Genomic DNA, 23,493 nt, shown 5'->3' with positions numbered 1-23,493 from the left:
TGTACATGTTTATGTTGACATTTACAAGCAGGCATACAATACAACGTCAGTATTGTGTGCCTGCTATACATAGGGATTTTGATTTTTGTTGAAGCTACTATGAAAAAAGTGAAACATGTTAAACTCCGCATATTGGAAGTCATATTAATTAATCTTCCTTATTATACAGCAAATATCGACAGGATGACAGAGAAAACCCCTTATTTCAGATGTTCCTCTTTTATTTTACATGTTTTTACATTATAGTACGTGAAATTATTAGTTTTCTTCTTATCTACTTCCAATTCTTCACTTCATACAAAAAGCGAAACCCCTTGCGAGAGTAAGAGTTTTCGCTTTTTTATTTTACTAGCATACCCTTTACAACAAGTTGCAATTTATACTTCAGTGTAGTCGCAACTTGTAGCTATTAATATGTATGCTATATTCCGTAAAATAATTACAATTTTTCACTCTTTGAAATTCTTTCTTTATTTATATGATAAACGTTTCTTCAGAATTACAACTTATCAAAGGTTTTAAAAATTAAAGTTTTGGACATGCTAATATCTAAAATCACATTCCTTTGAGGTGAAAACATGAGTTGGTTTGGAATAGGGAAACCTAGAAGTAAGTTTGGGAAATTTATAGATAAACATAACTTAACACAACATGAAATTGCTAAAAAAAGCGGTGTAAGTGAGGGAACCATTAGTCGATTGTGTAGAGGAAATGCCTTCCTTCCATCTCTAAAAACTGGCTCAAAGATTATTAATACAGTAAAAAAGTTAACAAATAAAAATGTTGATTATACAGATTTCTGGCTCTAACTCAACCTTTTTATATAACATCCTGTAACAAATACGTCTGCACATACACATTATGTTTCAGCGCATACTTCATTAATTGCTTCTCCCTACAGTCAGAAATCGTACAAAAAATGATAATGGGCTTTATTTGTTTTTGCTTCTGATAAATGTTAGTTAAATAAGCATAATACTGTATTTTCTTTTCATTTACTTTCATATGCTGTAGCCGGTCTACTTCTACAAAGTGAGGAACATTGTCTTTTGTGAAAAATGCGTCTGGGATAATTGTTTTTTCTTCTCCTTGATAGCGCAGAGTAATGACTTGCTCTGTTTTCCAATTCGGAAAATCTAGCCACATCCATGCTTCATTTCGCAATAAAATATGTTCTAATTGATGCTTCTTTTTTCTTTCTTTTGCCTGTATGCCTAGTAGTGCCATCCCTTTTTTATTGAGATAATACACATACTCTCGGTTGTGCGAAGTCACATGACAGTAGGAGCGTAAATCCTTCAGAATACGATTGGCATTCCGAATGCTACCTAGACAATGAATGGCTTGCAACTGTCGTCTAGACGCAAATTCCAATTTACTTAAACTCGATAAAATCTCGATTTGTCTCGCTTTTTGTTTCAGTTTTTGATATTTCAATTTGTTTCACCACCTTATACTGTTTTAATGCATTCCACATTTCCTTATTGGACAGATAAGGCACTTGAATTTCTTCTACACGATCTGTTTTGAAAAGCGCTCGCCCTGGTATGGATGGAAGTTCTTCTAATCCACTTTCATCTATCGCCACCTGTGAAGCCACTACGGTCGGTAAGCGGAATCCAATCTTGGCGTCACTGTTTTGTTTTATTTGTCTCGGTAATGTATCAGAAGTCGGGTACTGGGTGCAAAAAATCAGGCGAAACCCCAATGCTCCGCCAATCCTCGCTATTTCCGATAACATTTCTTGACACATATAGAGCATATCTCTCTTTTGTTTTGGCAATCCCTGTGTTGGACACAAGTTCGCTGATTCATCAACTATAATGAAATAGCGTTCTTTGATTGGTGTATCTACAATGTTGGTAAAATAAGATTCTTTCATGCGTACGACCTGTTCCACCATCTTTTCACGAATTCGTGTCAACATATCAAATGCTTGCATGGGATTCTCCGCCACTTCTTCTACTTGTGCCAAGTCCTTGTAAGGGCTGAATTCCAATCCTTCTTTTAAGTCAATCACATAGAATTTCACATGACTGGGTTGCTGTAAAATTAAGCTGGTCATCATATTTTTGAGAAAAACTGTCTTGCCAAAACGAGTCATCCCACTCACGCACATATGCGGTGTTTTTTCAAAATCATGATATATCATACGGTCTAACGCTCTTCCCATGATGACGTTCCATGTCTTCTCTCGTAACAATTCACTCGACCAATGCCATTTTTCAGGAATACATTGCTGGAATACCCGTATAAACAGCTCCCGTCGTTGAAAGGAAATCATGACGGGTTTATACAGCCCTTCCTCTAATACTTGCGCTAACTTCTGTATGAGCTGACTCGGCACACCTAATGGCAGCCGATAGACAAATGTTGTACTAATATCATCCTCTGTTTGTTTCAAAAATACGGGGTACTGCATTTCTCCTTTATGTTGTACGCACACTTTCGTAATTTCAAAAAACGCTTTGATTTTCTTTTTATCACTTAGCTCTCTTCCCTTATAAAAATACGACACTGTCAAAAATGTAATTGGTACGAATAAAAGCGAAAACATATACTCCATACCTCCCTAGAGGTAGTTGGGGTTATGTAGTACATAAGAAAGAAGTTGTTTCCATGCATTGCGACAGCTCCCTTCAACTACCCGATAAAATACTAGCGTAGAAATACATCGAGCATATCACGTAGCACATACCAGACCGTGCCAATCAACAAGCATTTGAGACCCGCACGTAGCATCCAATCGGGAAGGTGAAGCCCTTTTCTGTTCAGCAATTTAATACCCATAACAGTTGCACCTGTCAAGCCATATACAATCCCTAATTCGCCTATAATGGTCATGTTATCGCCATCCTTTCGGTTGAATGGATAAATTCCCTTGGGAATCCTTAAACAACTGATAATCTTCTAATAATTCATTCCAAGAGACGGGATGTTCGTTTCCATACAAATCATCTTCAATTTTTTCACTCAAAGAATAGTACCCTCGATATTGCCGATCTAAATACACGTCATGACGGAGCATATGCCCTTGTATTGCAGTGATATCGTCCTCTTTTCTCGCACCCCTATACATTTCCTGTAACGTTCGAGAAGAATAAAGATACGGTGTGCTGTACAACATCTGATATTGTCCCATGTATCCTCACCATCCTGATAAAATTCTAGGTTCTTTAGATACATATGAGGGAGTAGAAGAAAACTAAAGTTGTACACACAAAAAAACGCTATTTCATCAAATAGCGTTTCTACTCAAGATTATATTTTTTCATCAATGGTTGATAGGGAAGCGAATTTCTCTTCCACCTTTTAAAATATTTCGCTTATTATCAGAAATCGGTTTTGCTTCAGGAAGCATTTCACCTGTTGAATGATTAATCCAGTTCGAACTGCTATTAATGCGCCATTCTTTATTTTCTTCTATCCACTCTATCCAAAACTCAATATCTACAGTTTGTCCGTATACATCAGCAGGCTTACTATATTTCACATATGTCGTGATTGTTTGACTAGGCTGATCAATTTGACTGTATTTGTCTAGTAGTTGATAAGTTTGTACCATCCCTTGTTGTGTTGCCCCACGCCAATCTGCGAGATATGTATGCTTCGGTAATACTTCTTCTTGTACACGCTTTGTTAAAAACTTCTGTTGTATCTCACGCACCATTTCATCAGAAATTTTCAACCCTTCCACACGTACATAGGGATCTAAATATTCTTTCGTGCGTTGCTCCACGACTCTTACATCATCAGCTGTTAATTTCTTTTTTTGCTCTTTCTTTTGAGAGGTCTGTTGTACTTCCTGTTTTGCTACTTGTTCCGTAGGAGAGGAATCACCGCTTTTGGCTACGATGATTCCGACCATAACTCCCACTACAAGGAGTAAAGCACCGATGACACTATATAACACCTTTGTCTGTTTCAAGCTATTCACCCTTTCCTTCTAGAGTTCTAAACCTCTATGTTTCATTTTTTTCCTTCTGATTGCTTGTTGATGCTCATATTCTCTTTCTTTTGCTTCTTGCTGCATTTTTTGACGCGTACGCTCCAGAATATCTGACACTTCCAGTAAGCCATCTAAACGATTTTCTTTTTCTTGGAATTGATGATACGACAACTTCAGTTCTTCCAACTCTGCTTGGCGTGCTTCCCCATTTTCTTTGACTAACTCTTGCTTGATTTGTAGAACCTCTTTCGCCTTTTCAATACGCTCCTGTACAGCCTGATACTCTTTGAGTAATGTTTGGTCTCGTAGTACCACTCGCTTGAACGTATTCCCTTTTGTTTCTAACTCTTTCTTCTCTTCTTCTGCTTGTGCTAAGACTTGTTCTGCCTGGTGTACTTTCGCAAATTTTTGTACCACCGCTGATACATGTGAAATACTTTGCTTCACATGCAATTTTTTACGAATAATTTTATCTTGTAGGTCTTCCAAGTTCCCTTGACGATTCACAAAATCATACACCTTGCCACTTTCTTCATTCCACAGCTTCATTTGAACCAATACTTGTCGCTCTTTTTGACTCAGTAAATGACGATGGGTATACAAGTCTTTTAGCTCTGGATACGTTTCTCCTACATAACGAATCGCCTGTTCTTCTAATACCTTTTTCGCTTGTTGTATACGTGGTAATTGCACTTCCGCTATCCGTTCTTTCCGAAGCGCTTCTTTCTCTATTTTCCCTACATTCCACTTCATTCGTTGTAAACTATATGCTAGGTTATTTACATCAATTCCTTTTTGAGTTAACCACGTTTTTAATTTCTCTAATTGATATTGATGAGAACTTGTTTTTCTCCACTTTGAAGAAAGTTTTTGATACTCACCTGCTCGTTCAATCGCAAGTTCATATGCCATTCTTTTTGTTCTAGCTTCATTCAAGATGATTTTAATTGGTGTATCCGTTAATTGTTCTTGCAACTGGTCAATAGCCACAGACACACTGTGATAGGTTACTTCTTTTCTTAATACTTTTTTGGCTTCCTGTAACATTTTTTCTTCTTTTTGCTGTAGCGAAAGTTTTGTTACATAAGACATACTTTCTTCTTCTGTTACATCTCTTCCCATCGCTTGTTTCCAGCTTAACCACTTACTCATAACAGGGCTATTTTCTGTCATCCCTAATGATTGAATAATCCCTTGTGTTTTCGGATATTGTTTCAACTCTTGTTCACAACGTTCTACTAAAATCTTACGAGCTTTCACTAACACTTTTGCTTGCTCAATAATGTGTTCCACACGTTCCGAACGTTTTTGTTTTTGTTCCGCCACTTTCCATTTATGGAGTTGCTTTCTTCGCATATCAATGGCATCAATGGTTACTTCTTTTCTGATAATTTTTTGCGCTTCTGATAACACTTCATTTTCTTTCACTCTTTGCACAATCATGCCCATAGAAATTGTAGGCGATTGTTTCATTTCTTCTAACAATTGAATCGCAATTTCTGGGTGTTTTTCTTCCTTCCAATCACGAAGATATACGCTGTATCCTTGGCGAGAAAGATAGGACATCGCTTGCAATTCATACCACTGAATGGCTTGCTTCGTATCCTCTCTTTGCGCTTGTAATATATTCATATTTGACACATAACGAGTATCCGAAATACGTCCATTATTCTGCTGTTTTTGCATACTCTTTTCCCAACGATCTAACAGGACTACATGAGATTGTAGACGTTCATAAGTTACAGATTGCTTCAGATGACTTTCAACCTTTTCCATAACCATGTCACGCTCGACCGCTTCTACAAGTGACACCATATCTTCTGTTTGCAATTCTTTCATTTTTTCATACATGCGAACCGAATATTCACCTTGTAATTCCATTGGTTGTTCTTGAATATATACGTGCAGATTTTTCTCTTCTAACTGTCGATAAGCGGATGTTTCAATTTGCTCTTTTAACCATGTATAAGAATGTAATTTCTGTTTCGATTTATTATCTTGTAAACGTTCTTGTTGTTTCGTAACAAGCTCAATTTTTTTATGAAGAGCGACATATCCTTTGACGGATATCTCTACTTTTGAAATCGAATCTGTTTCTTTCTTTTGTTGTTCTTTAACGAGCGATTGTCTCTTTTCTTGTAAGGAAATAAGACGCTGATTATAGGCTTGCACACGACGATTATATTCTCCTGTTTCTGTACGAATCCCACGTTTCTCTAACTGATGTTCTTTATAACCGACATGCTTTGTTGGTAACAACTCAATTCCTCGTTCTTCGTAAGAACGATGGTCAATTCTCTCTTGTACATTTTCTTTTTCTAAAGACAAATTTGTATACTTCGCCCATGCTTCTCTCCATGCAAGTAGATTTTCTTTCTTATCCCAATCTCTATTTTTCTTTTTCACAAATCCATCCTGAGAAATCTCACGAGTTGTCAATAAAATGTGGGCATGAGGATTATTTTTGTCATCACGGTGAATGGCAACATCAGCAATCATGCCTTGTTGTACAAATGTATCATGTGCAAATGTTAAAACAAGTTCTCGTTGCTCCGATTCTGACAATTCATTTGGGATTGCTACAACCACTTCTCTTGCTAAGCGACTGTTTCCTCTTTTTTCAAAACGTTCTACTTCATTCCATAAATCTTGACGAAGAAAAACCCATGATGGTGCTTCAGAAGGTGCTAGGATATGCGTCTCAGGTTGCACGGTACGAGAGTAGTATTTTGTTTCTTTTGTTCGTTCACAATGCAATGATTCACCACTTCGATACGCAGCACTCGCTACTACATTTTGTTGTTTCTTTCTTGAAATTGTTTTTACCTTTAAATGATAGATCGCCATATCCTAGTTCACCTCCTCAAATTTGATACTTCCACTATACAAACCCCGTAGGGAACAACCGATGTATTTCGGTTGGTAAAACGTACAAACTGAAAGTTTGTGTAAGTGCGCACTGTACGTTCCTTACAGTGAATATTTTACCATCTTTTCTTCTTTCTTTCTATAATTTTCTGAATTATTTTTATTGATTTTATTATCCACACAAATTATAATTGATGTACATAGTTTTTCTATATACTGGAATTCAGGTGATAAAAAGTGAAACATGAAACGGAACTAAAAAAGATTGAACGAGAATTAGAATACTTAAAAATCACAAAACGAGAATTGCAATTTCAAGATAAACAGCATGATAGAAAAAAACGAACGAAACGATTAATAGAAACTGGTGCATTATGCGAAAAATACTTCGATATGTATCACATGACAATTGAAGATCGAGAGGAAGTATTTAAAATATTTTCTAATTACATCAAAGCGAATACACCTAATCGTTTTCATAAAAAAGAAAATACTTAGTAGATTAACAAAGTAATTTATAAAAGGTGGTAGATTACATGAGTAATAAAACCGAAGAAAAACTAAAAGCACTTCTAGAAAAAGAAGAACAACTCAAGAAAGCAAAACAAGAATTAAAAAGAAAAATGAAACTTGAGGAAAAGAAAAAAAGAGAGAAGCTGTGTAAAGATACTGGTGAACTAACAGAAAAATATTTCAATATTGAGCATCTATCTATCGAAGAACGAGAAGTATTATTTGAATCAATTTCTATTCGTGTTAATGAAAAAATCGAGAATTTATTTTCTAGCGCACAGCAAATAAAATATATTTCATCTGAAGATGAAAATAACAATACTGTTTCCAAACATTCTTCTGTAGCTCTATAGGCCTTTTAAAGTAACTATACTCATACAAAAGGAGATTATTATTTCCATGCATCTGACAACGTACGTTGCGTTAAATATGTTTGATAGTACACTTTTATTCATCCAAGCAAGTAACCTAGAACAAGCTTGTGAAAATCTGAAACATTCTTCATTTGACTTGCAAAAGACGTGGAGAATACACGATATATCTTGCTATAGCAAAAAAGATGCAATGATGATATCAGCTCACAATAAATCCGACAATCATTATGTTCGTTATCTCATTATGAGTAAGAGCAAATGGGATAACGAAAAAGGTAAATTTGAAACTGTATTTAGAGAGGTGTCTTATCACAATAAATGATAAAATCCTCTCTTCATTTTAAAATATTTATTGAAAGAAGGACTCCACTTGATTCAAATAATAAGTTACTTATCGAAACGTGGTGCTCAATGAAGCATTGTATAAAATGCAATGATTTAATTGGACACCTCAGTTATAGTAAATCACGTAAAATCAAAAAAACAGCAGATGATTTCAAACACTCGAACAAAGAAGAAATGCACAAAATTAAAATCTCCACACTTCAGTTTTCTAATCAAAAAATCTGTGAGTATTGCTATTTAGAAGATTTAGCATATCTCACAACAATGATGAGAATAAAAGCAATACAACAAGAAAAATCCCTGTCTTAGAATTCCGTTTCTACGAACAGGGATTTTTACTGATGTTATTTTTTTTGCCTCAATTGTTTTTTCTTCATTTGTTCTTCATTCCAGTTATAGGTAATGTCTTTAATTTCTTTTAAATCTAATTTCTCCGCTGGAATAATATCCATAATGGAACCTTTAAACAAACAATGCGTCTTTTCTTCTGTTTGAACGAAAATAGTATAGGTATCTCTCCCATCTATAATTCCCTTTACCGACTTCCCGCCTTGCAGCACAAACGTACAAGGTATCTTTTTATGATCTAAATATTGCATGACGAAATCTAATTCTATATACAGTTCAATTCCACCTTTTTAAAAAAAGTTTTTTGCATTTTTCTTTACTTCTTCATATGTTTCTAGATTATTGTTTTCTGTTGAATGTTCTTCTTTTATCATCTTTTGAGCTTCTTGTTCTATTGTTTGAATTTGCTGGTTCGAAGCTTCTGTACTCATTTCTTTTAATACTGTTTTTTCATCTATTCTTTCCTGATCTGTATCAACAAAGCTACTTGATGAACGAGTATTAACTCTCTTCGCAACGGCATTAATAAATGATTCATCTTGTAGTAATAAAACTTGTTGCAGTTTTGTTTGATTATCGAAACTTCCTAAATCACCTGTTCCAATTAAACGAATGATAAAGCTAACCAATGTATTCAATGAGTGTGAGATATTATCTTGGTTACTATGCCACTCTTTAAAACTTGGATCATCTGTCATCTTTTTAAATTTCCAATTATATTGTTCTTGTTTCATTTCAACTCACCTTTTTACATATATAAGTCCTCCTTAGAAATTCACCATGCCTAAATTCATTTAGATGTAAGTCATACCGATTTATTGGATGTTTTAAACATCATATGGTGATGTCGAAAATATAAGTGGGACTTATATATATGACGTATTTTTCTACTTTGATATTTGTTTTTTTAATCAATGATTTTTCTCAAAACATTCATACCTTTTGGATTTAATTCTATTGCATATTTTTCTGGAACATATAATAACATCATACCCGTTCTTTTACACAACCTTAATAATTCATCATATAATTCTTCTTTTAACGAGATACTACCACCTCCGTACACAGCTAACACCTCAGCCTGACCGCCTGTATCATTCGTGAATTTGTTTTCTACATCTTCTTGAATTAGTTCCGCTTGTTCAAATCTTGTATTGTATATAAATTCGGATGCATCCTCATAGTATTTATCATTTTTATTTAAAAGAATTTCAGTAAATTGCTGTCTCTTAAAATTAGTTGTTCTTTCTTTATTTAACAAGGTACACGCTTCTTCAATTGCATGACCAATTCCTCTTCTTTCACCAGAACAACTGTCTAAGACTGGACTTAAACCATCGGTAAAAATATACTCACTTGTTCCTTCGCCAATATCCGTATGTAGAATTTTTTTATCTTTAAAGAAGTCTCCTGTAATCTTTTTATTATCTAAACGATCTTTGTATAGTTCCTGAAACTCTTTGAACATTTCATCTGGAGCTTCTGTAATCGCATATAACGCTGCTAATGCTTCCTTTGTAACTCGTACTTTAGAGCATTCAACTTGTACTGTGATAGGTCTGTCACCGACATAGATGATTACCACATGTTTATTCTCTGTAAATCTGTTTACAAGGAATTGAGCTGTCTTAGGGGTATGTTGACTTGCAGGAATAGCAGTTATTAAATCTATATCTATATTCAATACATCAGGAATCGCTTTTGTCTCTTTATATACTTTTTGAATCATTTTTGCTCCAATAACACTTAATGTATTAATAATTGGAAGATCTTCTTCATGTTTATTGGCAATCTTAATATTCATCGCTTTCATTTTTTCAGAGTTTTGCATGGCACGTTTCCCGATTAAAAAACTTCCATTCCTTTTAATTGCACTACTAGATACATGAACATATAAATTCTCCAATAAATTTAGTACATTCTTATTTTCATCAGATTCATAGGCATCCATTCCCCCATGAACACGTTGAAAGACATTCGGTACAGTTACGTATTCATCATTAATAAAAATTTTCAAATTACTATTTCCGAGATCAGCTTCCACATTCACTTTAATTTTTTCTACCACACTAAGATTTCCATTCGTCATTTCAGTTCCTCCTACCTTTTTTATTCTAAATAACAATTATAAAAAATAAAATTTATTTCATTTTCTTCTTACACCCTTATTATACATCAATTTTATTCCGTTTTCAATATAAATAGAATAAAATTTATTCTATTTATATTTTATCTTTATATAAAACAGAAATAAATTTTATTCAACGTTTTATTTTTATTTTCGTTTTACATGAAATAAGTATAAATTTTATTCCGTTTTTACACGTTTCATTCTGTGCAAGTTTTTTGAACGCAGGGAGTTTGTAGATGCAAAATTTCATGAAGGTTGTTTCTGTTTCCATATAAATTGTAGTCATTCCCCGTATTAATCGAACGAAAAATAAGGAACCCTCCATCATACTTGGAGAATTCCTTATTTTAAAACCTATTATTCTCACTATCAAACAATAGTAGCGTACACATGGTATCTGTCCATGATACCGGACTGAGCGTTCTTGGCGAGGGAGGATAAGGAATGGACAGATTCGCCTATCCCAAACGCTTGAACCTATGCAAATAGGTTTGAAGGTCTTCCAAACCTGTTTGCCTGGCTAGCGCCAAGCGAGTCCCTTCCAAGCTTGGAAGGGGTTGGGGATGGTTGTTAGAGTTATATTCGAGGTTTTTAGGGAATCCTAAAGAAATTTGCTGCATCCTTGTAGAGTCATATTCAGCCAATTATGGACGAATCCTAACAGTCTTCCCTTCAAATAAACAACATTTTACATTTAAATCCAAAATGATGTAAATTTTGGATATGCATATATGCATGAAATATATTACGAATTAGTTGTTATACTCCAATTACAGAAAAATTTATATATATTGAAAGTTTATGTCATAATAAACTTGAGAAATATAGTTTTATTATTCAGAAATATTTTTATTTTGTTATAATTAAAGGGGATTTTTAATGTGGAAATATAAGAGGGGGATATAATGAACAGTTCATTACACAATATCGAATCTTTATCACAGCAATTAAATGATTTGTATGCAGCTATTCGTAAAAGGGACTCAAACAGTTCTATTATCTTAAAAGAAAAAATCGACTTGCATTTTGATGAATTCCAAAAAAACTCTGATTTGGCTCTTCACTATCACCTTATTCACTTTCGATATAATTTCTTACTAGATAATTTCAATATTTCAAAAGATAGTTTTGATGTTATTGATACTTTCGATATACCGCTTACAGGTATTTTAGGATACTACTACACATTTTTTAAAGCAATTTATTTTAACGCTGTGGGAAATTATATTGAGGGAAAAGCTTATTTCTATAAAGCAAAAGAATTATTACATGATGTTCCTGATGAATTAGAATATGCAGAATTCCATTATATGTTAGCCATTTCTTTATATGACAATTTTGAATCTCTTTTAGGAATAAAAGAGGTCTTAGTATCTAAGAAAGTATTTCTTAAAAACGATACTTTTGAAACAAATGTTGCTTTTTGTAACAATTTACTCGGATTAATGTGTACAGATTTAAAAAATTATGAATTAGCAGCAGATTTTTATTACGAGGCATTACATACGTTTCAAAAACTTAATGAAGAAAATTGGATATTAATGGTTCAGCAAAATTTAGGTTTTATGTATTCAGAACAAGAGCTAACTGAACAATCTTTACATTATCTTTCTAAGGTAAACAAAAAAGTATTAAATAATTATAAAGTTTTATTTGTTGAAGCAAAAGAACTTTTCAAATTGGGAAAAAATGCGGATGCACTTGATTGTATTGAAAGAGGGGTACATATTTGCAAATCTTTACATCATGAAGAATATTTACATCACTTTAATATTCTTCAAGCTTTTGTACTAGATTTACCTGGTATAGAAATTGAAGAAATAATTTTAAAAGGGAAATTATATTTTGAAAAGCAAAATTTAACAGCGTATAATCAAAGGTACTTTGAGCAACTTGCACATAAGTATAAGCAGGAAAATGAATATTTTAAATCTTGCGAATGTTATAGTTTATCTTACAATTATGCAAAACAAACTAATAAAAAGGAGGTGCTTTCATGCAAATAGTAAAATTCACTGTATTAAGTGCTATAGTATTATTAAGTGTTTTAAATATTGATAATGTAAATACTCTTCAAAAATCAAAAAATATAATAGTGCAATATCAACATGGAAACACAGGAGGGTAAGTTTTACCTCCTGTGTTTTTTATTATAAAAACACATATAAATAGTTAAATCTTTATAAGAAACACCATCTATATTATTTAAATCATGTTTTAAATAATTAAAAAAATTAGTTATATTAGGATTTATTTTATCCTATTGGCTCTTACTCTCACAAGGGGTTAGAGATTTCTTCTTATTCAATTTCTTATTCAATTCCTTATTCAATGTAGCTATCATTCTATGTATGAATTTAGCTCACTTATTCTAAAAACACCCTTTCAAACTTAAAAACTAATAATTGATTAAAAGGATTTTTAAATTTAAAAATACAATTTCATGACAAAAAGCCTTGTGAGGTTTAATTTTTTCAACAAGGCTATATGATTCTTATTTTGTTGTTAGAAATAGCAGTTAAGAGTTAAAACCTAGTATTTCTCGTAACTTCTTAAAATCAATTTGGTTCTTAAATGGCTTATCAAACTCCGTATTAACCATGTGTTCTTTTAATTTCTCCTTGCGCAGTTCCCTATAAGCATTTATTTTATTTGTATACATTTCTATGAAATGGGCAGGAGTACTTACATCTGATTGAGTATGCTCAAAATAGCGTACACACTCCTCGAAAGTCTTTCTTACTTCCCAATCTACGTCTGGTGGCATACGCAATGCAATTGTATAAGCATCTTTTTCAGTAATATTTGTATCTTTACTTAACATGTAGAGATAAAGCTTCTTCTGATCTTCACTCATAAAATCATTCATTTCTTGTAATCTTGCCGCCAGTATCTCTTGTAAGCTAGTTTCCAATTTTTTATCTTCGTCAGAATTCGTTTCTTGTTCCTCATTTTCTTTTTCTTCAGGTTCTACTTCAACAGGATTAAATAAATCTAATCCTGTTGAAGTAGATAAAAGTTGCGTTTCTTCAGATTGTATGTCTTTTTTCTTATTAAAACTCTTACACAAAAAATCTGTAAATGTGGAACAAACATCAATAGTTAACGCCCATTTTTCCTTGAAATATTCTAAGATTTTTAAATAGTTGTTGTGTAAAGCGAGAATATAAACAGAAGGTGCAATCTTACCGTGGCGTCTAGTCTTAATTTGATGACAAACACCAAGGTCTTCTAAAAAACATATTATTTCATTAATAAGTGGAAGAGATACTTTAGATTTTCGACTTAATTTTTTCTGAGATACTTGAGAATAACCATTCTGTACTAAAAATGATAGGATTGTTTCTAAAGCACGATATTTTTGAGGAGAATCTAGGTAATCATATGTATTCTTTGCTTCGCAATCTAATAAAATATGATCTATATAAGAGATGACATGTTTTACATGACGATTAATTGTACCCTCTTTTGGGGATAAATGTTGAATATGTGGATTTAAATCTTTTAAAGCTGAGCTGAGTAAAAAATTTCGAATGAACACAAAAAAACCTCCTATTTTTCCTAACTCAACAAAGGATGGAAAATAGGAGGTTTTGATTCACAAGATATTTAACATATGGTATAATTGTATTGTGTTAAATATACTTAAGAAAACCCCCTACTTTTTGGGTCATTTTAATTGTTTCAGCCGCCAAACTGATAAGACAATTAAAATGGAGTTGAGGTAGGGTTTTTTTTATTTAAAAGCATTTATGATGACATATTAGTTTTTTTATCTTGTAACATGACTTAAATAATATTAAATTACGTGTTAATTTGACCAAAGTAATTCTGTGAAAAACTTTATCTGAATTTACATACTTTAATCTTATAACTAATTTGATAGAATTTCAATATATAAACGAGTAAATTCGACTTGAAAAAACGTTAAATCTACAGAGATAATTTAGGAGTCTTGAGTGAAAAGGGGTTCTACATATAGAAAGTTGCAAGGGAAATTAATCGATTGGTTATTTTTATCAAGACTTAATTTATTTTATTCTTGGATTATCAGGCCGCTTTTTTGAAAGCGATCGAAGAACACTGAAAACCCACTTTTTTAGAAGTGGGTTTTCGGCTTTTATCTAAATGAAATTATTAAGAGTTTTTTATTTCGTTTTGAAGGTAATTAGCAAAAGTTTCAAAATCCATATGCAATTGTTTTTCTTTATAGTTAAAAAAATTTAAATATGCATCAAGTTCAAATTTTAATTTGTCTTGTTTTATAGTTGGTAAATTTGAAAGTTGTTCATAAAGTTGATTGCATCTTTCTTGTTGTTCATCTGAAATAGAAATATTTAACGGGTTGTCGCTTGCTCCTATTAAATAGTCTGTGCTGACATCTAAAACTTTTGAAATTACAGCTAGAATGTCATATGGTGGCTCAGTGCCTTTTAGTTCCCAATTTGATAAAGAGTTCACAGTAAAAGTGGAATCACTTAATTCACTAACTTTTTCTGAAAAATCCTTCATTTTCCATCTGCGCTCTAGGCGTAATTGTCTTAATCTAGTTCCGAAAACTCCCACAAATACCAATTCCTTTCATTGATAATTTAAAAGTATAAAATCGATAGTGAAGCGAAAATAAATAACAAGAAATAAATCTGTAAAAAGTACATAAAAAAATGTGTTTTTTACTTGTTTTTAGCTTAAAGATGATATAAGATAAAAACCAAGGGAGGTGTTAAGTATGAATGTTCATCAAAATATTGTAACGAATTTAAGGTTAGTTCGCGAAAGTAAAGGAATTACGATGAACCAATGTTCAAAAGACTTAAATATTCCATGCGGTGTTTTTCATGAAATCGAAGTAGGCAAAAAAAGTACAATTGCATCTCGAGCTATTATAATTGCAGAGTATTTTAATCTACCTGTAAGCGAACTATTTAGTCCAACATATTATCGAGCCAAAGTTACGTAATTCTGATTAACTTGATAAGTATACCCATACAATATACATTCAATGTACATTGTATAGGAAATAAGAAAGATTTCAATCATTTTTAACTGCAAGTAGAAACTATGTTCATGAAGTATATTTTTTTGTTCAACTTAGACTGAATTTTTTTAATATTAAATCTATTTAGTTCTTTGAAAATTTCATACTCAAAAAGGAGCTACTAACAATGACGAAAAGATTCGTGTATTCTAAATCCTTGGCCTTGGTGATGAGCTTATGTATGTTCTTCATCAGTGTACTGATTCCGATGAAATCTGCGAGTGCGGAGGTGATTCATCGTGAAAATTACGAGATGAATTGGGCTTACAGTCCACAATACGGAAAAAATGTCCGTACAGAGCTTTTGAAAAACGCTAGTGGTCAAATTGCGTATTGCTTGGTATACGGGCTCAAGTCTCCAAATGGTACAGATTTACCAGAGGTAGGACGAACGGATGATGTTGTCTACCGTGTACTATTAAATGGATATCCGCAAAAAACGCCTGAACAACTAGGAGTTTCTACATGGCAACAGGCTCACTACGCCACACAGCTGAGTATCTGGCATGCACTTGGACAAATCAATACAGGTGAATTGCAATTTAAAGATCAAGCTGTGGAACAAGCAACGAAAGCGATTACGTATGCGGCGGATCATACAGGGGACACGCAAGATGTTTATATGAATGTACAACCGACAGATAAGCAAGAAGCTACGTTACATGGTGAGTATTTTGAAACCACAACATATGCTGTAGAAACGAATGCAAAAAAAGGTGAGTACAAGATTCAATTGCAAGAAGCACCAGCTGGAACACGAGTTGTCACAGAACAGGGAGAAGCAAAAGAAACATTCCAACTAGGTGAAAAATTCCGTGTACAAGTGCCGAAATCCTCTAAAAGTGCTGAATTGTCATTACGAGTAACTGCCAACCTAACAAATCAACATGCGGTGATGTATAAAGGTACAAGTGTGATTCAGGATGCAACGGTTCTATTAGAACGTAGTCAAGAGAAAGTAAGTCAGGATTTACAAGTCTTTTGGAAAGCGGTAGGCGGTTTGAAAATCCTTAAAGTGGATGAACACAAGAAACCACTGGCAGGAGCAGTATTTGAGGTGTTAGCTAGCGACCAGAAGAGTATGGGAACGATTACAACAAACGACAAGGGGATTGCCTCTTTAGATAATATTGAGATGGGAACTTATGTCGTGAAAGAAGTAAAAAGTCCTGTGGGTTATATCTTAAATGATACCCCACAAACGTTAGAAGTCAAAACGGGTGAGATGGTAACGTGGACAGCTGAAAATAAACAAATTAAAGGGAACGTACAACTGCTGAAAGTAGATGCGGAGCATCCAGAAAAGAAAGTTGCAGGTGTTACATTCCAATTGAAAAATAGTGCAGGGAAAGTCATCAGCGAGCATACAACAGATGAAAATGGTCTAATCAAAGTAGAGAACATTCCATTTGGTTCTTACACATTTGTAGAATCGAAAGCGAAAGAAGGGTACGTGTTATCGCAAGAACCAATTCCATTCCAAATCACAGAACAAGGACAGACAATCGAGTTAGAGGCAAAAAATCAACCAATCTATGGTGAATTAGAACTAACGAAGATTGATGTTGCAGATGGGAATGTAAAACTACCAAATGCAGAATTTGAGATTCGAAATGAGAAAGGTGAAATTGTAGCAAAAGGAAAGACAAATGCAGAAGGGGTTGCAACATTCAAACTTGGTTATGGGAAGTATACCTACAAAGAAACGGCTTCGCCCGACGGATATATGTTGAATGAAGAAACATTCTCGTTTGAAATCAAGCAGAATGATGAAATCGTGAAACATATTGTCGCAGATGAAAAGATTCCATCGATTCAAACAACCGCTACGGATAAAACGGATGGAGCAAAAGAAATGCATACGTCTAAGTCTGTTACAATCCAAGATAAAGTGGACTACAATGACCTATTAGTAGGGAAAGAATACACGCTTACAGGTAAAGTAATGGATAAGTCCACTGGGAAACCACTCGTTGTAGATGAGAAAGAAGTAACAGCGGAAGCGAAGTTTACACCAAAAGAAGCAAACGGTTCAATTACGTTAGACTTCACATGTAATGCAACTGGTTTAGAAGGAAAAGAAGTTGTGGTATTTGAGAAGTTATTAAAAGACGGAAAAATGGTTACCTCACATGCGGATATCAACGACAAAGGGCAAACAGTCAAGTTTGTGAAGCCTGAAGTGAAAACAACAGCTCTAAACAAAGCGGATGGATCAAAAGAGTTAGACGCTACAGTTTCTGTAACAATCCAAGATAAAGTCGAGTACAAAGACCTTATCGTAGGGAAAGAATATGTAGTGAAAGGAAAGCTCATGGATAAAGCAACAAACAAACCATTACAAGTAGATGGGAAGGAAGTTACATCAGAAACGACATTTACTGCGAAAGAAAAAGATGGTTCTGTTACGTTAGATTTCACATTCAATGCTTCTGCACTTGAGGGGAAAGAAGTAGTGGTATTTGAAGACGTATATCAAAATGATGTGTTAGTTGCAACGCACGCTGACATTCAGGATAAAGGGCAAACAGTGAAGTTCAAAAGTAAGCCGGAACAACCAAAACCAGAGCAACCAAGTAAACAACCTGAGAAGCCTGTACAACCACAGCCAAAGGTAGAACAACCAATCAAAGTCCAGCCAATTGTGAAAGCAGTAGAGCCAGCGCCCAAAAAAGTCGAAAATACGCTCCCAACAACAGGTGGAAAAGAAGAAAATCCATACTGGAAGTGGATTGGTGGAGTTGTAATGTTATTAGGTGGACTTGTAGCAATTCGTGCCTATCGTACAAATAAAAAGGCGAATGAGTAGGATATCAATTGTAGGAAAGGGTGAAGTACAGTGGTGAAATATCGATTAGGTTATGACTATGTATTCATACCAAACGAACCAATTGCGTATAAAGGTGAAGACGTGAGCTCAATGAGTGTCTATGTGTTATTTCAAGTGTTCGATGAAAACGGACAGGAACGTTTATTTGAGTCAGAGGAATTAGAAGACCAACGTCTTTCTCTAAAAAATGGAGAATCTTGTTACCTAACAAATTTAGTGAGGTGCTCGTTTGACAAAGAAACCATTCTCTCCTTTGAACGGAATCAAAGTGTATTAAAAGATAGTGGTTATACCATAGAATGGACAATTGATTCGTATTCCAAAGATGTAGGGATTGGGTTTGCTGAAGCACAGGAAATTTCAAAAGAAGAATGGATGGACATGATGGTACAGTATCGAGAGCTGTTTGATAATCGGGATAATGAATCTGCACAAAGTGTGGCGTATTTTACCGAGGAAGTAACTGTTTGATACAAGTAAATGAATGATTTTCAACGACAAAGGGTTGGTGGGAAACGGAATAGTATAAAGGGTGTCAGTTGAGAGAATCTTCTAAAAGGGAAGGTAGGGTGAAAAATGAGCGGGATAAGCATGTATAACAAAAGTCAGAAGCAATTTGTAGGTGGTACAGTTGGGAATGGAAAGAAGTATACTCTCCACTTGGATGAATATATGCAGGCAATGGCAATTGCGAGAACATTTGTCAAACCAGCGGAACGAGAAGGGTTTTGGGTAGAATCGGCTATAGAATTATTAGCAGGCTGTATGATGTATTTCCAAAAAAAGAGTGGAGAACTTCTGTATGTTGATGTAGACCAAACATTAGACTTGCTACAGAAAGCAACCGAACAAGAGGACTATATAGCAGAGTTAATGACGTCGATTGGAGAAAATCACCCGTCGTATCATATTTTTAAGAGAATGGATTCTTCAGAACGTATGACAAGGACAGGGATTATTGAACAGTTAGTTTCCATTCTTCGGAAACACTGTATCTATCAGCAATATCTGAAAGGGCGAGAAAGGGGAGAAGGGATATGAGTCAGCCATTGAAGAAACATTCCTTTGTGGTTGGAAAGTCTGGAGAAGGAATGGGTCAAAGCTATATTTTGGAAGGGGAAAATAGTAAGTTGGTAAAGGCAAAGGAATATCTGCCCCAAGAAAGGCTTCAGGAAGATTCTTATGAGGCGGAAGAAACGTTCCATTTTTTTAGAGGGTGTAAGAATGCATGTATACTAGCCATTCCAACATGGATAGCTATATTTCTGATATGGTTTCTATAATGAAAATCCGAAAGATAGGTGAAAGAAATGTTAATCGGGGCTACTGAAATCAAGTTTGAAAAAGAAAAGCATTCGAATGTGTACGTCGTTGGTCCTACTGGCGCAGGAAAAACACGATGGTATACCATTCCAAATGTAAAGCAAGAAGAAAAGAACATCATCGTTGTAGAGAGTAGGAAAAAGGAAATCTATTATGCTACCAATCAGACAAAGGCTGAGCAGGGGTATGAAATCGTACAATTGGATCTTCTTCATCCGCAATTTGAAGAACGCTTACAAGGCATTATAGTGAACGCTACACAACAAAAGTTTGTGTTATATATTTCTGCTAATCTCATTGATAGTACGTATCAAGAGCGGGGAGAGCGTCTTCAAAAGGTTTTTGACCTACTACAAGAAAAAACATTAGAAAGAGATGTACACCTTTATTTAGAAGAATATGAGTTGTATCCCATTCCTAATCTTTTGCATGTTCTACAAGTTGTGAAAGCTAAAGGAATTTATGTTTCCATGATTATTCAGTCACACGCTGTTCTTCAACAGATTTATGGGAAACAGGTTGCCAATCAAATTGCTGGGGATTGCAATCAAACGCTATTTTTTGGCACAAATAGTATGGATGATGCAAAATATTTTAGTCGAATGAGTGGATACAATCAAATGGAACTTTTTTTACTACAAAATGAAGTGATTGTACTCGATACGTATTATCTTCCAAGAAAAATACCAATTAAGCAGGTAGATTGCAATCGCTAGATGACTAGAGAACTATACAAATGGAGGGTTCAAAATGACTAAGAAACAAGCATTTTTGAAGAAAGTCACGATTGTAAGTGGGACAGTGCTTGCGCTGTCTTCTCTTACTGGGTGTTTTGGAAAAGAAGAGGCATCATCTAAAGAAAAAGGCAAAAAGAAAACGGAAGAAGTAAAAAAAGAGAAGAAGCCTGAGAAGGAAAAGGAGAAGTCAGAGAAAGAGAAGGAAGGAGAAAAAGAACCGCATCCTACCGATGAAAATGTCATGCATGTATCTTCTAAAAAAGAATCTTCTCCTATCTCTACCACGATAGCAAAAAAATATTTAACAGAAGATGAAACGAAGCAATTAACAACGATTCTTCAAACGAATCAAAAATCGGAAATAGAGCAAGAAAAGTTACCAACGCCTGCAATCGAACCACCAAAAATAGAACCATCACCGCCAGTTATCTTGACACCATTAGGGAATACATCAAATTCGAAAGAATCCATTTCACTTGAAAAACCTACGCCACCAATCAATATAGAAAAGCCGAAGGTGAAGGTAGAACTGCCAACAGAACCTGATAAGCCTACGCCACCAGTCATTATGCCACCAACAGATGATGTAGGGGGGAATAAACCGAAACCGCCCGTTATCATACCACCTACAGGTGGAAATGAGGGAGATAAGCCGAAACCTCCCGTAGAACCGCCCACAGAACCAGAAAAGCCGAAACCAATCGTAGATAGCGAAGCACCAAAAATGACAGTAAAAGAGAATCTAACGGTACAAAAAGGACAGAATCTGAATCCTCATCATTTGGTTACCGTAACCGACAACATGGATCAGAGTCCGTTATTATCGATTAATGGGAACTATGACACAAGTCAAACGGGGGAAATGCAGGTAGAAGTGGTTGCGATTGATAAAGCAGGTAACCGTTCTAGTATCAGGGTAACAGTAACCGTTATCGACCCCGAAGCAGATAAGGATAGGGAAGCGCCTGTGATCAAGCCGAAAGAGAATATTACAGTGACAGTTGGTCACATTCTCTCCGCACAAGATTTAGTTACTGTAAGTGATAACAAGGATGCGAATCCAATTGTTTCTGTCGGCAAGTACGATACAAGCAAAGCAGGAGAGATACAGGTAGAAGTTATTGCGGTAGATCGCTCTGGAAATCAATCAAGTGTCATGGTTGCGGTGAAAGTAATAGATGTAAATGAGAATAAAGACACGGAAGCGCCTGTGATTACAACAAAAGAGAATGTCACCGTAAAAGTCGGAGCAAAATTATTACCACAAGATTTGGTTACCGTACAAGATAATCAGGATGCAAACCCTACAGTAACGATTGGAGCGTATGATACGAGCAAAGCAGGAGATATTTCAGTAGAAGTGATGGCAGCCGATAAAGCAGGAAATCTTTCTGTTACGAAAGTGGTAGTCAAAGTAGTAGAAGAACAAAAGCAAGACCCGCCTGTTGAACCACCAAACGAACCCGAGAAACCATCATCTACAGAAGACACATCCAAGCAGGCGCCAATGGAACAAGGAGGGCAAGTGTAGTGGGAATGGGGGATTATACTTACGCACGTATGCTCTATACAGCTGAGCAAAGTAAGAAAGGGCAGGTGTTTATCATTGACCCAAAGTCGAATTTGGGAGAGCTAGACATAAAATGGGGAGAGAAGAGAGGGAGTGGTTGTCATGAAACAAAAAGTAAAAAACTTGTTTCAAAATAAAATCATTTGGCAGTATGCAATGTTTGCGATGATATGTGTCATTATATTTACTCCACATACTGCTTTTGCCGCTGGTGAAGAAGACCAGATTAAAACAAAGATTAAAAGTATTGTAGATGCTGTTTCGACTATTATTCTATTCGTTGCCCCATCTGTTGGAGCTTGTATGTTTGGATGGAAAGGAATCAAAATGAAGCTCGCAAATAACCCATCGGAGAAAGCAGAATGCAAAGGCGATATGCTATCCATTGTGATGGTGACAGGCGTTATTTTTATGGGAACATTAATTGTGAATTTTGTGGTTGGAAAGTTGAGGTAAAGAAAGATGAGTCCAAAACACATTCATATTCCAAAAAATATTGAGGCGAAGTTTGAGTTAATTCCGAATACGGGTATAGGATGGAAGGAGATAGGCTACTATCTTCTCTTCCTTCCACTTGTTGGCGGAACATTGTATTTGTTACCGATTCATATTTTTGTGCAACTTGGATTAGGTTTAGTCTTGTTTGTTCTATTTACGGGGTTACTTGTGCTACCAGCGATTCAAGGATGTAACGTGAAAGCAGGTGCGTATTTGCTAGATGTATTTCGTTTTCATCAGCGAAAAAGAAAGAAGCAAACGATCTTGTTATATAAAAAAGAGTAGGTAGGTGAGAAAATGGGTTTCCAAAAATGGCAAGAAAAACGAAAACAGAGACAACAAGCAAAACGTACACAGGATTTAATTCCGATTCAAACGTTGTATCATCAAGCGATTCTGACGAAGAAGCAAACCTTGATTGTGGGCATTCGGGTGGGGACGATGAACTTGGAATTAATGGGTGAGGAAGACAAACTAGAATTGATGGAGGAATTTGGTGCGATTGTGTCAGGAATTCCATGCGAATTTCAAATTGAGGTTCTGGCAGAACCTGTTGACTTATCGGATTATGTGGAAGATCAGAAACAAAAGATAGAAGAAGAATCGAATGCCATGCGTCAATTATTAAGAAGTGGCTATGTTTCTTATCTAGAGAACTCCTCACACGCTCAGAATACGCTGAAAAAGGCACACTACCTTCTTTTAAGGGAGAAAGTACAGGGAAGCGAAGAAAGTATCCAGAACGGGCTGGAAACACTGTTAGAAAGAGCGGAGATGTTACGAGAGAATTTAACAGAACTTTCAGAAGACGGTCTAGAATGTCATATCTTAAATGCTCATGAGATTGTTCAAATTCTTCAGGTGCATTTTAACAACTATCAAGCACGTATTAATCGTTTTAAAGAAGTGTCCTCGCCCTATATTACAGTGAAACATGCCAAAAGAAACATAAAAGGAGGGGAATAGCTC

28 protein-coding genes are annotated in these 23,493 nt (G+C 34.9%); 17 read left to right on the top strand and 11 right to left on the bottom strand.

Annotation, left to right across the window (positions count from 1 at the left end; genetic code table 11):
* The first annotated feature begins 578 nt into the window (after window positions 1–578).
* Window positions 579–809 carry a helix-turn-helix transcriptional regulator gene (locus tag RT27_RS03000; RefSeq protein ID WP_006920338.1) on the top strand — a complete coding sequence of 77 codons (231 nt, stop codon included), beginning with the start codon at window positions 579–581 and terminating at the stop codon, window positions 807–809.
* Between the two features lie 10 nt (window positions 810–819).
* On the opposite strand, the gene RT27_RS02995 is transcribed toward RT27_RS03000, so the two are convergent.
* The 6 genes from RT27_RS02995 to mobQ form a co-directional block, all read right to left on the bottom strand.
* A complete protein-coding gene (locus tag RT27_RS02995) occupies window positions 820–1,437 on the bottom strand; it encodes a replication-relaxation family protein (RefSeq protein ID WP_043935291.1) in 618 nt (205 codons plus the stop codon).
* Complete coding sequence (locus RT27_RS02990) at window positions 1,376–2,557, bottom strand: FtsK/SpoIIIE domain-containing protein (protein WP_043935290.1); 1,182 nt, start codon at window positions 2,555–2,557, stop codon at window positions 1,376–1,378. Before RT27_RS02990 ends, RT27_RS02995 begins: the two co-directional genes overlap by 62 nt.
* Window positions 2,558–2,658: 101 nt before the next feature.
* Window positions 2,659–2,844 carry a hypothetical protein gene (locus tag RT27_RS02985; protein WP_043935289.1) on the bottom strand — a complete coding sequence of 62 codons (186 nt, stop codon included), beginning with the start codon at window positions 2,842–2,844 and terminating at the stop codon, window positions 2,659–2,661.
* 1 nt (window position 2,845) lies between these two features.
* Complete coding sequence (locus tag RT27_RS02980; RefSeq protein ID WP_006920342.1) at window positions 2,846–3,142, bottom strand: hypothetical protein; 297 nt, start codon at window positions 3,140–3,142, stop codon at window positions 2,846–2,848.
* Window positions 3,143–3,274: 132 nt separating this feature from the next.
* A complete protein-coding gene (locus tag RT27_RS02975; protein ID WP_006920343.1) occupies window positions 3,275–3,937 on the bottom strand; it encodes a hypothetical protein in 663 nt (220 codons plus the stop codon).
* A 9-nt stretch (window positions 3,938–3,946) separates the two neighbouring features.
* On the bottom strand, window positions 3,947–6,796 hold the full coding sequence (mobQ, locus tag RT27_RS02970; protein ID WP_043935288.1) for a MobQ family relaxase: 2,850 nt from the start codon (window positions 6,794–6,796) through the stop codon (window positions 3,947–3,949).
* A gap of 258 nt (window positions 6,797–7,054) precedes the next feature.
* Between mobQ and RT27_RS02965 the strand changes: the two genes are divergently transcribed.
* Genes RT27_RS02965 through RT27_RS02955 form a run of 3 tightly spaced genes read left to right on the top strand, consistent with a single transcriptional unit; the run spans window position 7,055 to window position 8,026 of the window.
* On the top strand, window positions 7,055–7,315 hold the full coding sequence (locus RT27_RS02965) for a hypothetical protein (RefSeq protein ID WP_000680007.1): 261 nt from the start codon (window positions 7,055–7,057) through the stop codon (window positions 7,313–7,315).
* 38 nt (window positions 7,316–7,353) lie between these two features.
* Window positions 7,354–7,683 carry a hypothetical protein gene (locus tag RT27_RS02960; protein ID WP_000066815.1) on the top strand — a complete coding sequence of 110 codons (330 nt, stop codon included), beginning with the start codon at window positions 7,354–7,356 and terminating at the stop codon, window positions 7,681–7,683.
* A gap of 46 nt (window positions 7,684–7,729) precedes the next feature.
* Entirely contained in the window at window positions 7,730–8,026 is a 297-nt protein-coding gene (locus RT27_RS02955; protein ID WP_043935287.1) for a hypothetical protein, read from the top strand.
* Between the two features lie 367 nt (window positions 8,027–8,393).
* On the opposite strand, the gene RT27_RS02945 is transcribed toward RT27_RS02955, so the two are convergent.
* From RT27_RS02945 to RT27_RS02935, 3 genes are all read right to left on the bottom strand, one after another.
* Window positions 8,394–8,672: an RNA chaperone Hfq gene (locus RT27_RS02945; protein WP_043935284.1), complete on the bottom strand. Its 279-nt coding sequence runs from the start codon at window positions 8,670–8,672 to the stop codon at window positions 8,394–8,396.
* A gap of 15 nt (window positions 8,673–8,687) precedes the next feature.
* The gene (locus RT27_RS02940; protein WP_043935283.1) at window positions 8,688–9,131 is read right to left on the bottom strand and encodes a hypothetical protein; all 444 of its coding nucleotides are present in this window, start codon (window positions 9,129–9,131) and stop codon (window positions 8,688–8,690) included.
* 173 nt (window positions 9,132–9,304) lie between these two features.
* Window positions 9,305–10,486 carry a ParM/StbA family protein gene (locus RT27_RS02935; RefSeq protein WP_043935282.1) on the bottom strand — a complete coding sequence of 394 codons (1,182 nt, stop codon included), beginning with the start codon at window positions 10,484–10,486 and terminating at the stop codon, window positions 9,305–9,307.
* A gap of 947 nt (window positions 10,487–11,433) precedes the next feature.
* On the opposite strand from RT27_RS02935, the gene RT27_RS02925 reads away from it, so the two are divergent.
* Complete coding sequence (locus tag RT27_RS02925) at window positions 11,434–12,534, top strand: hypothetical protein (RefSeq protein WP_043935280.1); 1,101 nt, start codon at window positions 11,434–11,436, stop codon at window positions 12,532–12,534.
* Window positions 12,525–12,656, top strand: a complete 132-nt coding sequence (locus tag RT27_RS36050; protein WP_269429660.1) for a hypothetical protein — start codon at window positions 12,525–12,527, stop codon at window positions 12,654–12,656. Before RT27_RS02925 ends, RT27_RS36050 begins: the two co-directional genes overlap by 10 nt.
* Window positions 12,657–13,046: 390 nt before the next feature.
* Here the strand turns inward: RT27_RS36050 and RT27_RS02920 are convergent, their stop codons facing one another.
* Window positions 13,047–14,069: a hypothetical protein gene (locus RT27_RS02920; RefSeq protein ID WP_043935279.1), complete on the bottom strand. Its 1,023-nt coding sequence runs from the start codon at window positions 14,067–14,069 to the stop codon at window positions 13,047–13,049.
* A 596-nt stretch (window positions 14,070–14,665) separates the two neighbouring features.
* The gene (locus RT27_RS02915) at window positions 14,666–15,094 is read right to left on the bottom strand and encodes a helix-turn-helix transcriptional regulator (protein WP_043935277.1); all 429 of its coding nucleotides are present in this window, start codon (window positions 15,092–15,094) and stop codon (window positions 14,666–14,668) included.
* Window positions 15,095–15,257: 163 nt separating this feature from the next.
* Between RT27_RS02915 and RT27_RS02910 the strand changes: the two genes are divergently transcribed.
* The 11 genes from RT27_RS02910 to RT27_RS02865 all read left to right on the top strand — a co-directional run bounded on the left by RT27_RS02910 (window position 15,258) and on the right by RT27_RS02865 (window position 23,490).
* The gene (locus tag RT27_RS02910) at window positions 15,258–15,488 is read left to right on the top strand and encodes a helix-turn-helix transcriptional regulator (RefSeq protein WP_043935275.1); all 231 of its coding nucleotides are present in this window, start codon (window positions 15,258–15,260) and stop codon (window positions 15,486–15,488) included.
* A 205-nt stretch (window positions 15,489–15,693) separates the two neighbouring features.
* Window positions 15,694–18,375 carry a VaFE repeat-containing surface-anchored protein gene (locus RT27_RS02905; RefSeq protein ID WP_043935274.1) on the top strand — a complete coding sequence of 894 codons (2,682 nt, stop codon included), beginning with the start codon at window positions 15,694–15,696 and terminating at the stop codon, window positions 18,373–18,375.
* Window positions 18,376–18,405: 30 nt separating this feature from the next.
* Entirely contained in the window at window positions 18,406–18,867 is a 462-nt protein-coding gene (locus RT27_RS02900) for a hypothetical protein (RefSeq protein WP_043935273.1), read from the top strand.
* A 120-nt stretch (window positions 18,868–18,987) separates the two neighbouring features.
* The gene (locus RT27_RS02895; protein ID WP_231577676.1) at window positions 18,988–19,437 is read left to right on the top strand and encodes a hypothetical protein; all 450 of its coding nucleotides are present in this window, start codon (window positions 18,988–18,990) and stop codon (window positions 19,435–19,437) included.
* Complete coding sequence (locus tag RT27_RS02890; protein WP_043935271.1) at window positions 19,434–19,679, top strand: hypothetical protein; 246 nt, start codon at window positions 19,434–19,436, stop codon at window positions 19,677–19,679. Before RT27_RS02895 ends, RT27_RS02890 begins: the two co-directional genes overlap by 4 nt.
* Before the next feature lie 27 nt (window positions 19,680–19,706).
* Complete coding sequence (locus RT27_RS02885) at window positions 19,707–20,435, top strand: type IV secretory system conjugative DNA transfer family protein (protein ID WP_043935269.1); 729 nt, start codon at window positions 19,707–19,709, stop codon at window positions 20,433–20,435.
* Window positions 20,436–20,469: 34 nt separating this feature from the next.
* Entirely contained in the window at window positions 20,470–21,987 is a 1,518-nt protein-coding gene (locus RT27_RS02880) for a hypothetical protein (protein ID WP_043935267.1), read from the top strand.
* Window positions 21,987–22,163, top strand: coding sequence for a hypothetical protein (locus tag RT27_RS35095; protein WP_002180661.1), 177 nt, complete (start codon window positions 21,987–21,989; stop codon window positions 22,161–22,163). The genes RT27_RS02880 and RT27_RS35095 overlap by 1 nt, the downstream gene beginning before the upstream one ends.
* Complete coding sequence (locus RT27_RS02875) at window positions 22,129–22,482, top strand: TrbC/VirB2 family protein (protein ID WP_000810964.1); 354 nt, start codon at window positions 22,129–22,131, stop codon at window positions 22,480–22,482. The genes RT27_RS35095 and RT27_RS02875 overlap by 35 nt, the downstream gene beginning before the upstream one ends.
* Before the next feature lie 6 nt (window positions 22,483–22,488).
* Window positions 22,489–22,809, top strand: coding sequence for a hypothetical protein (locus RT27_RS02870; protein WP_000074651.1), 321 nt, complete (start codon window positions 22,489–22,491; stop codon window positions 22,807–22,809).
* A 12-nt stretch (window positions 22,810–22,821) separates the two neighbouring features.
* A complete protein-coding gene (locus RT27_RS02865; RefSeq protein ID WP_043935266.1) occupies window positions 22,822–23,490 on the top strand; it encodes a hypothetical protein in 669 nt (222 codons plus the stop codon).
* The last annotated feature ends 3 nt before the right edge of the window (window positions 23,491–23,493 follow it).

The sequence above is a fragment of the Bacillus sp. L_1B0_5 genome (assembly GCF_000836715.1).
Taxonomy (GTDB): Bacteria; Bacillota; Bacilli; order Bacillales; family Bacillaceae_G; genus Bacillus_A; species Bacillus_A thuringiensis_S.
The sequence above is the reverse complement of the archived record's forward strand: the minus strand, read 5'-3'. Positions and strand labels throughout refer to the sequence as shown.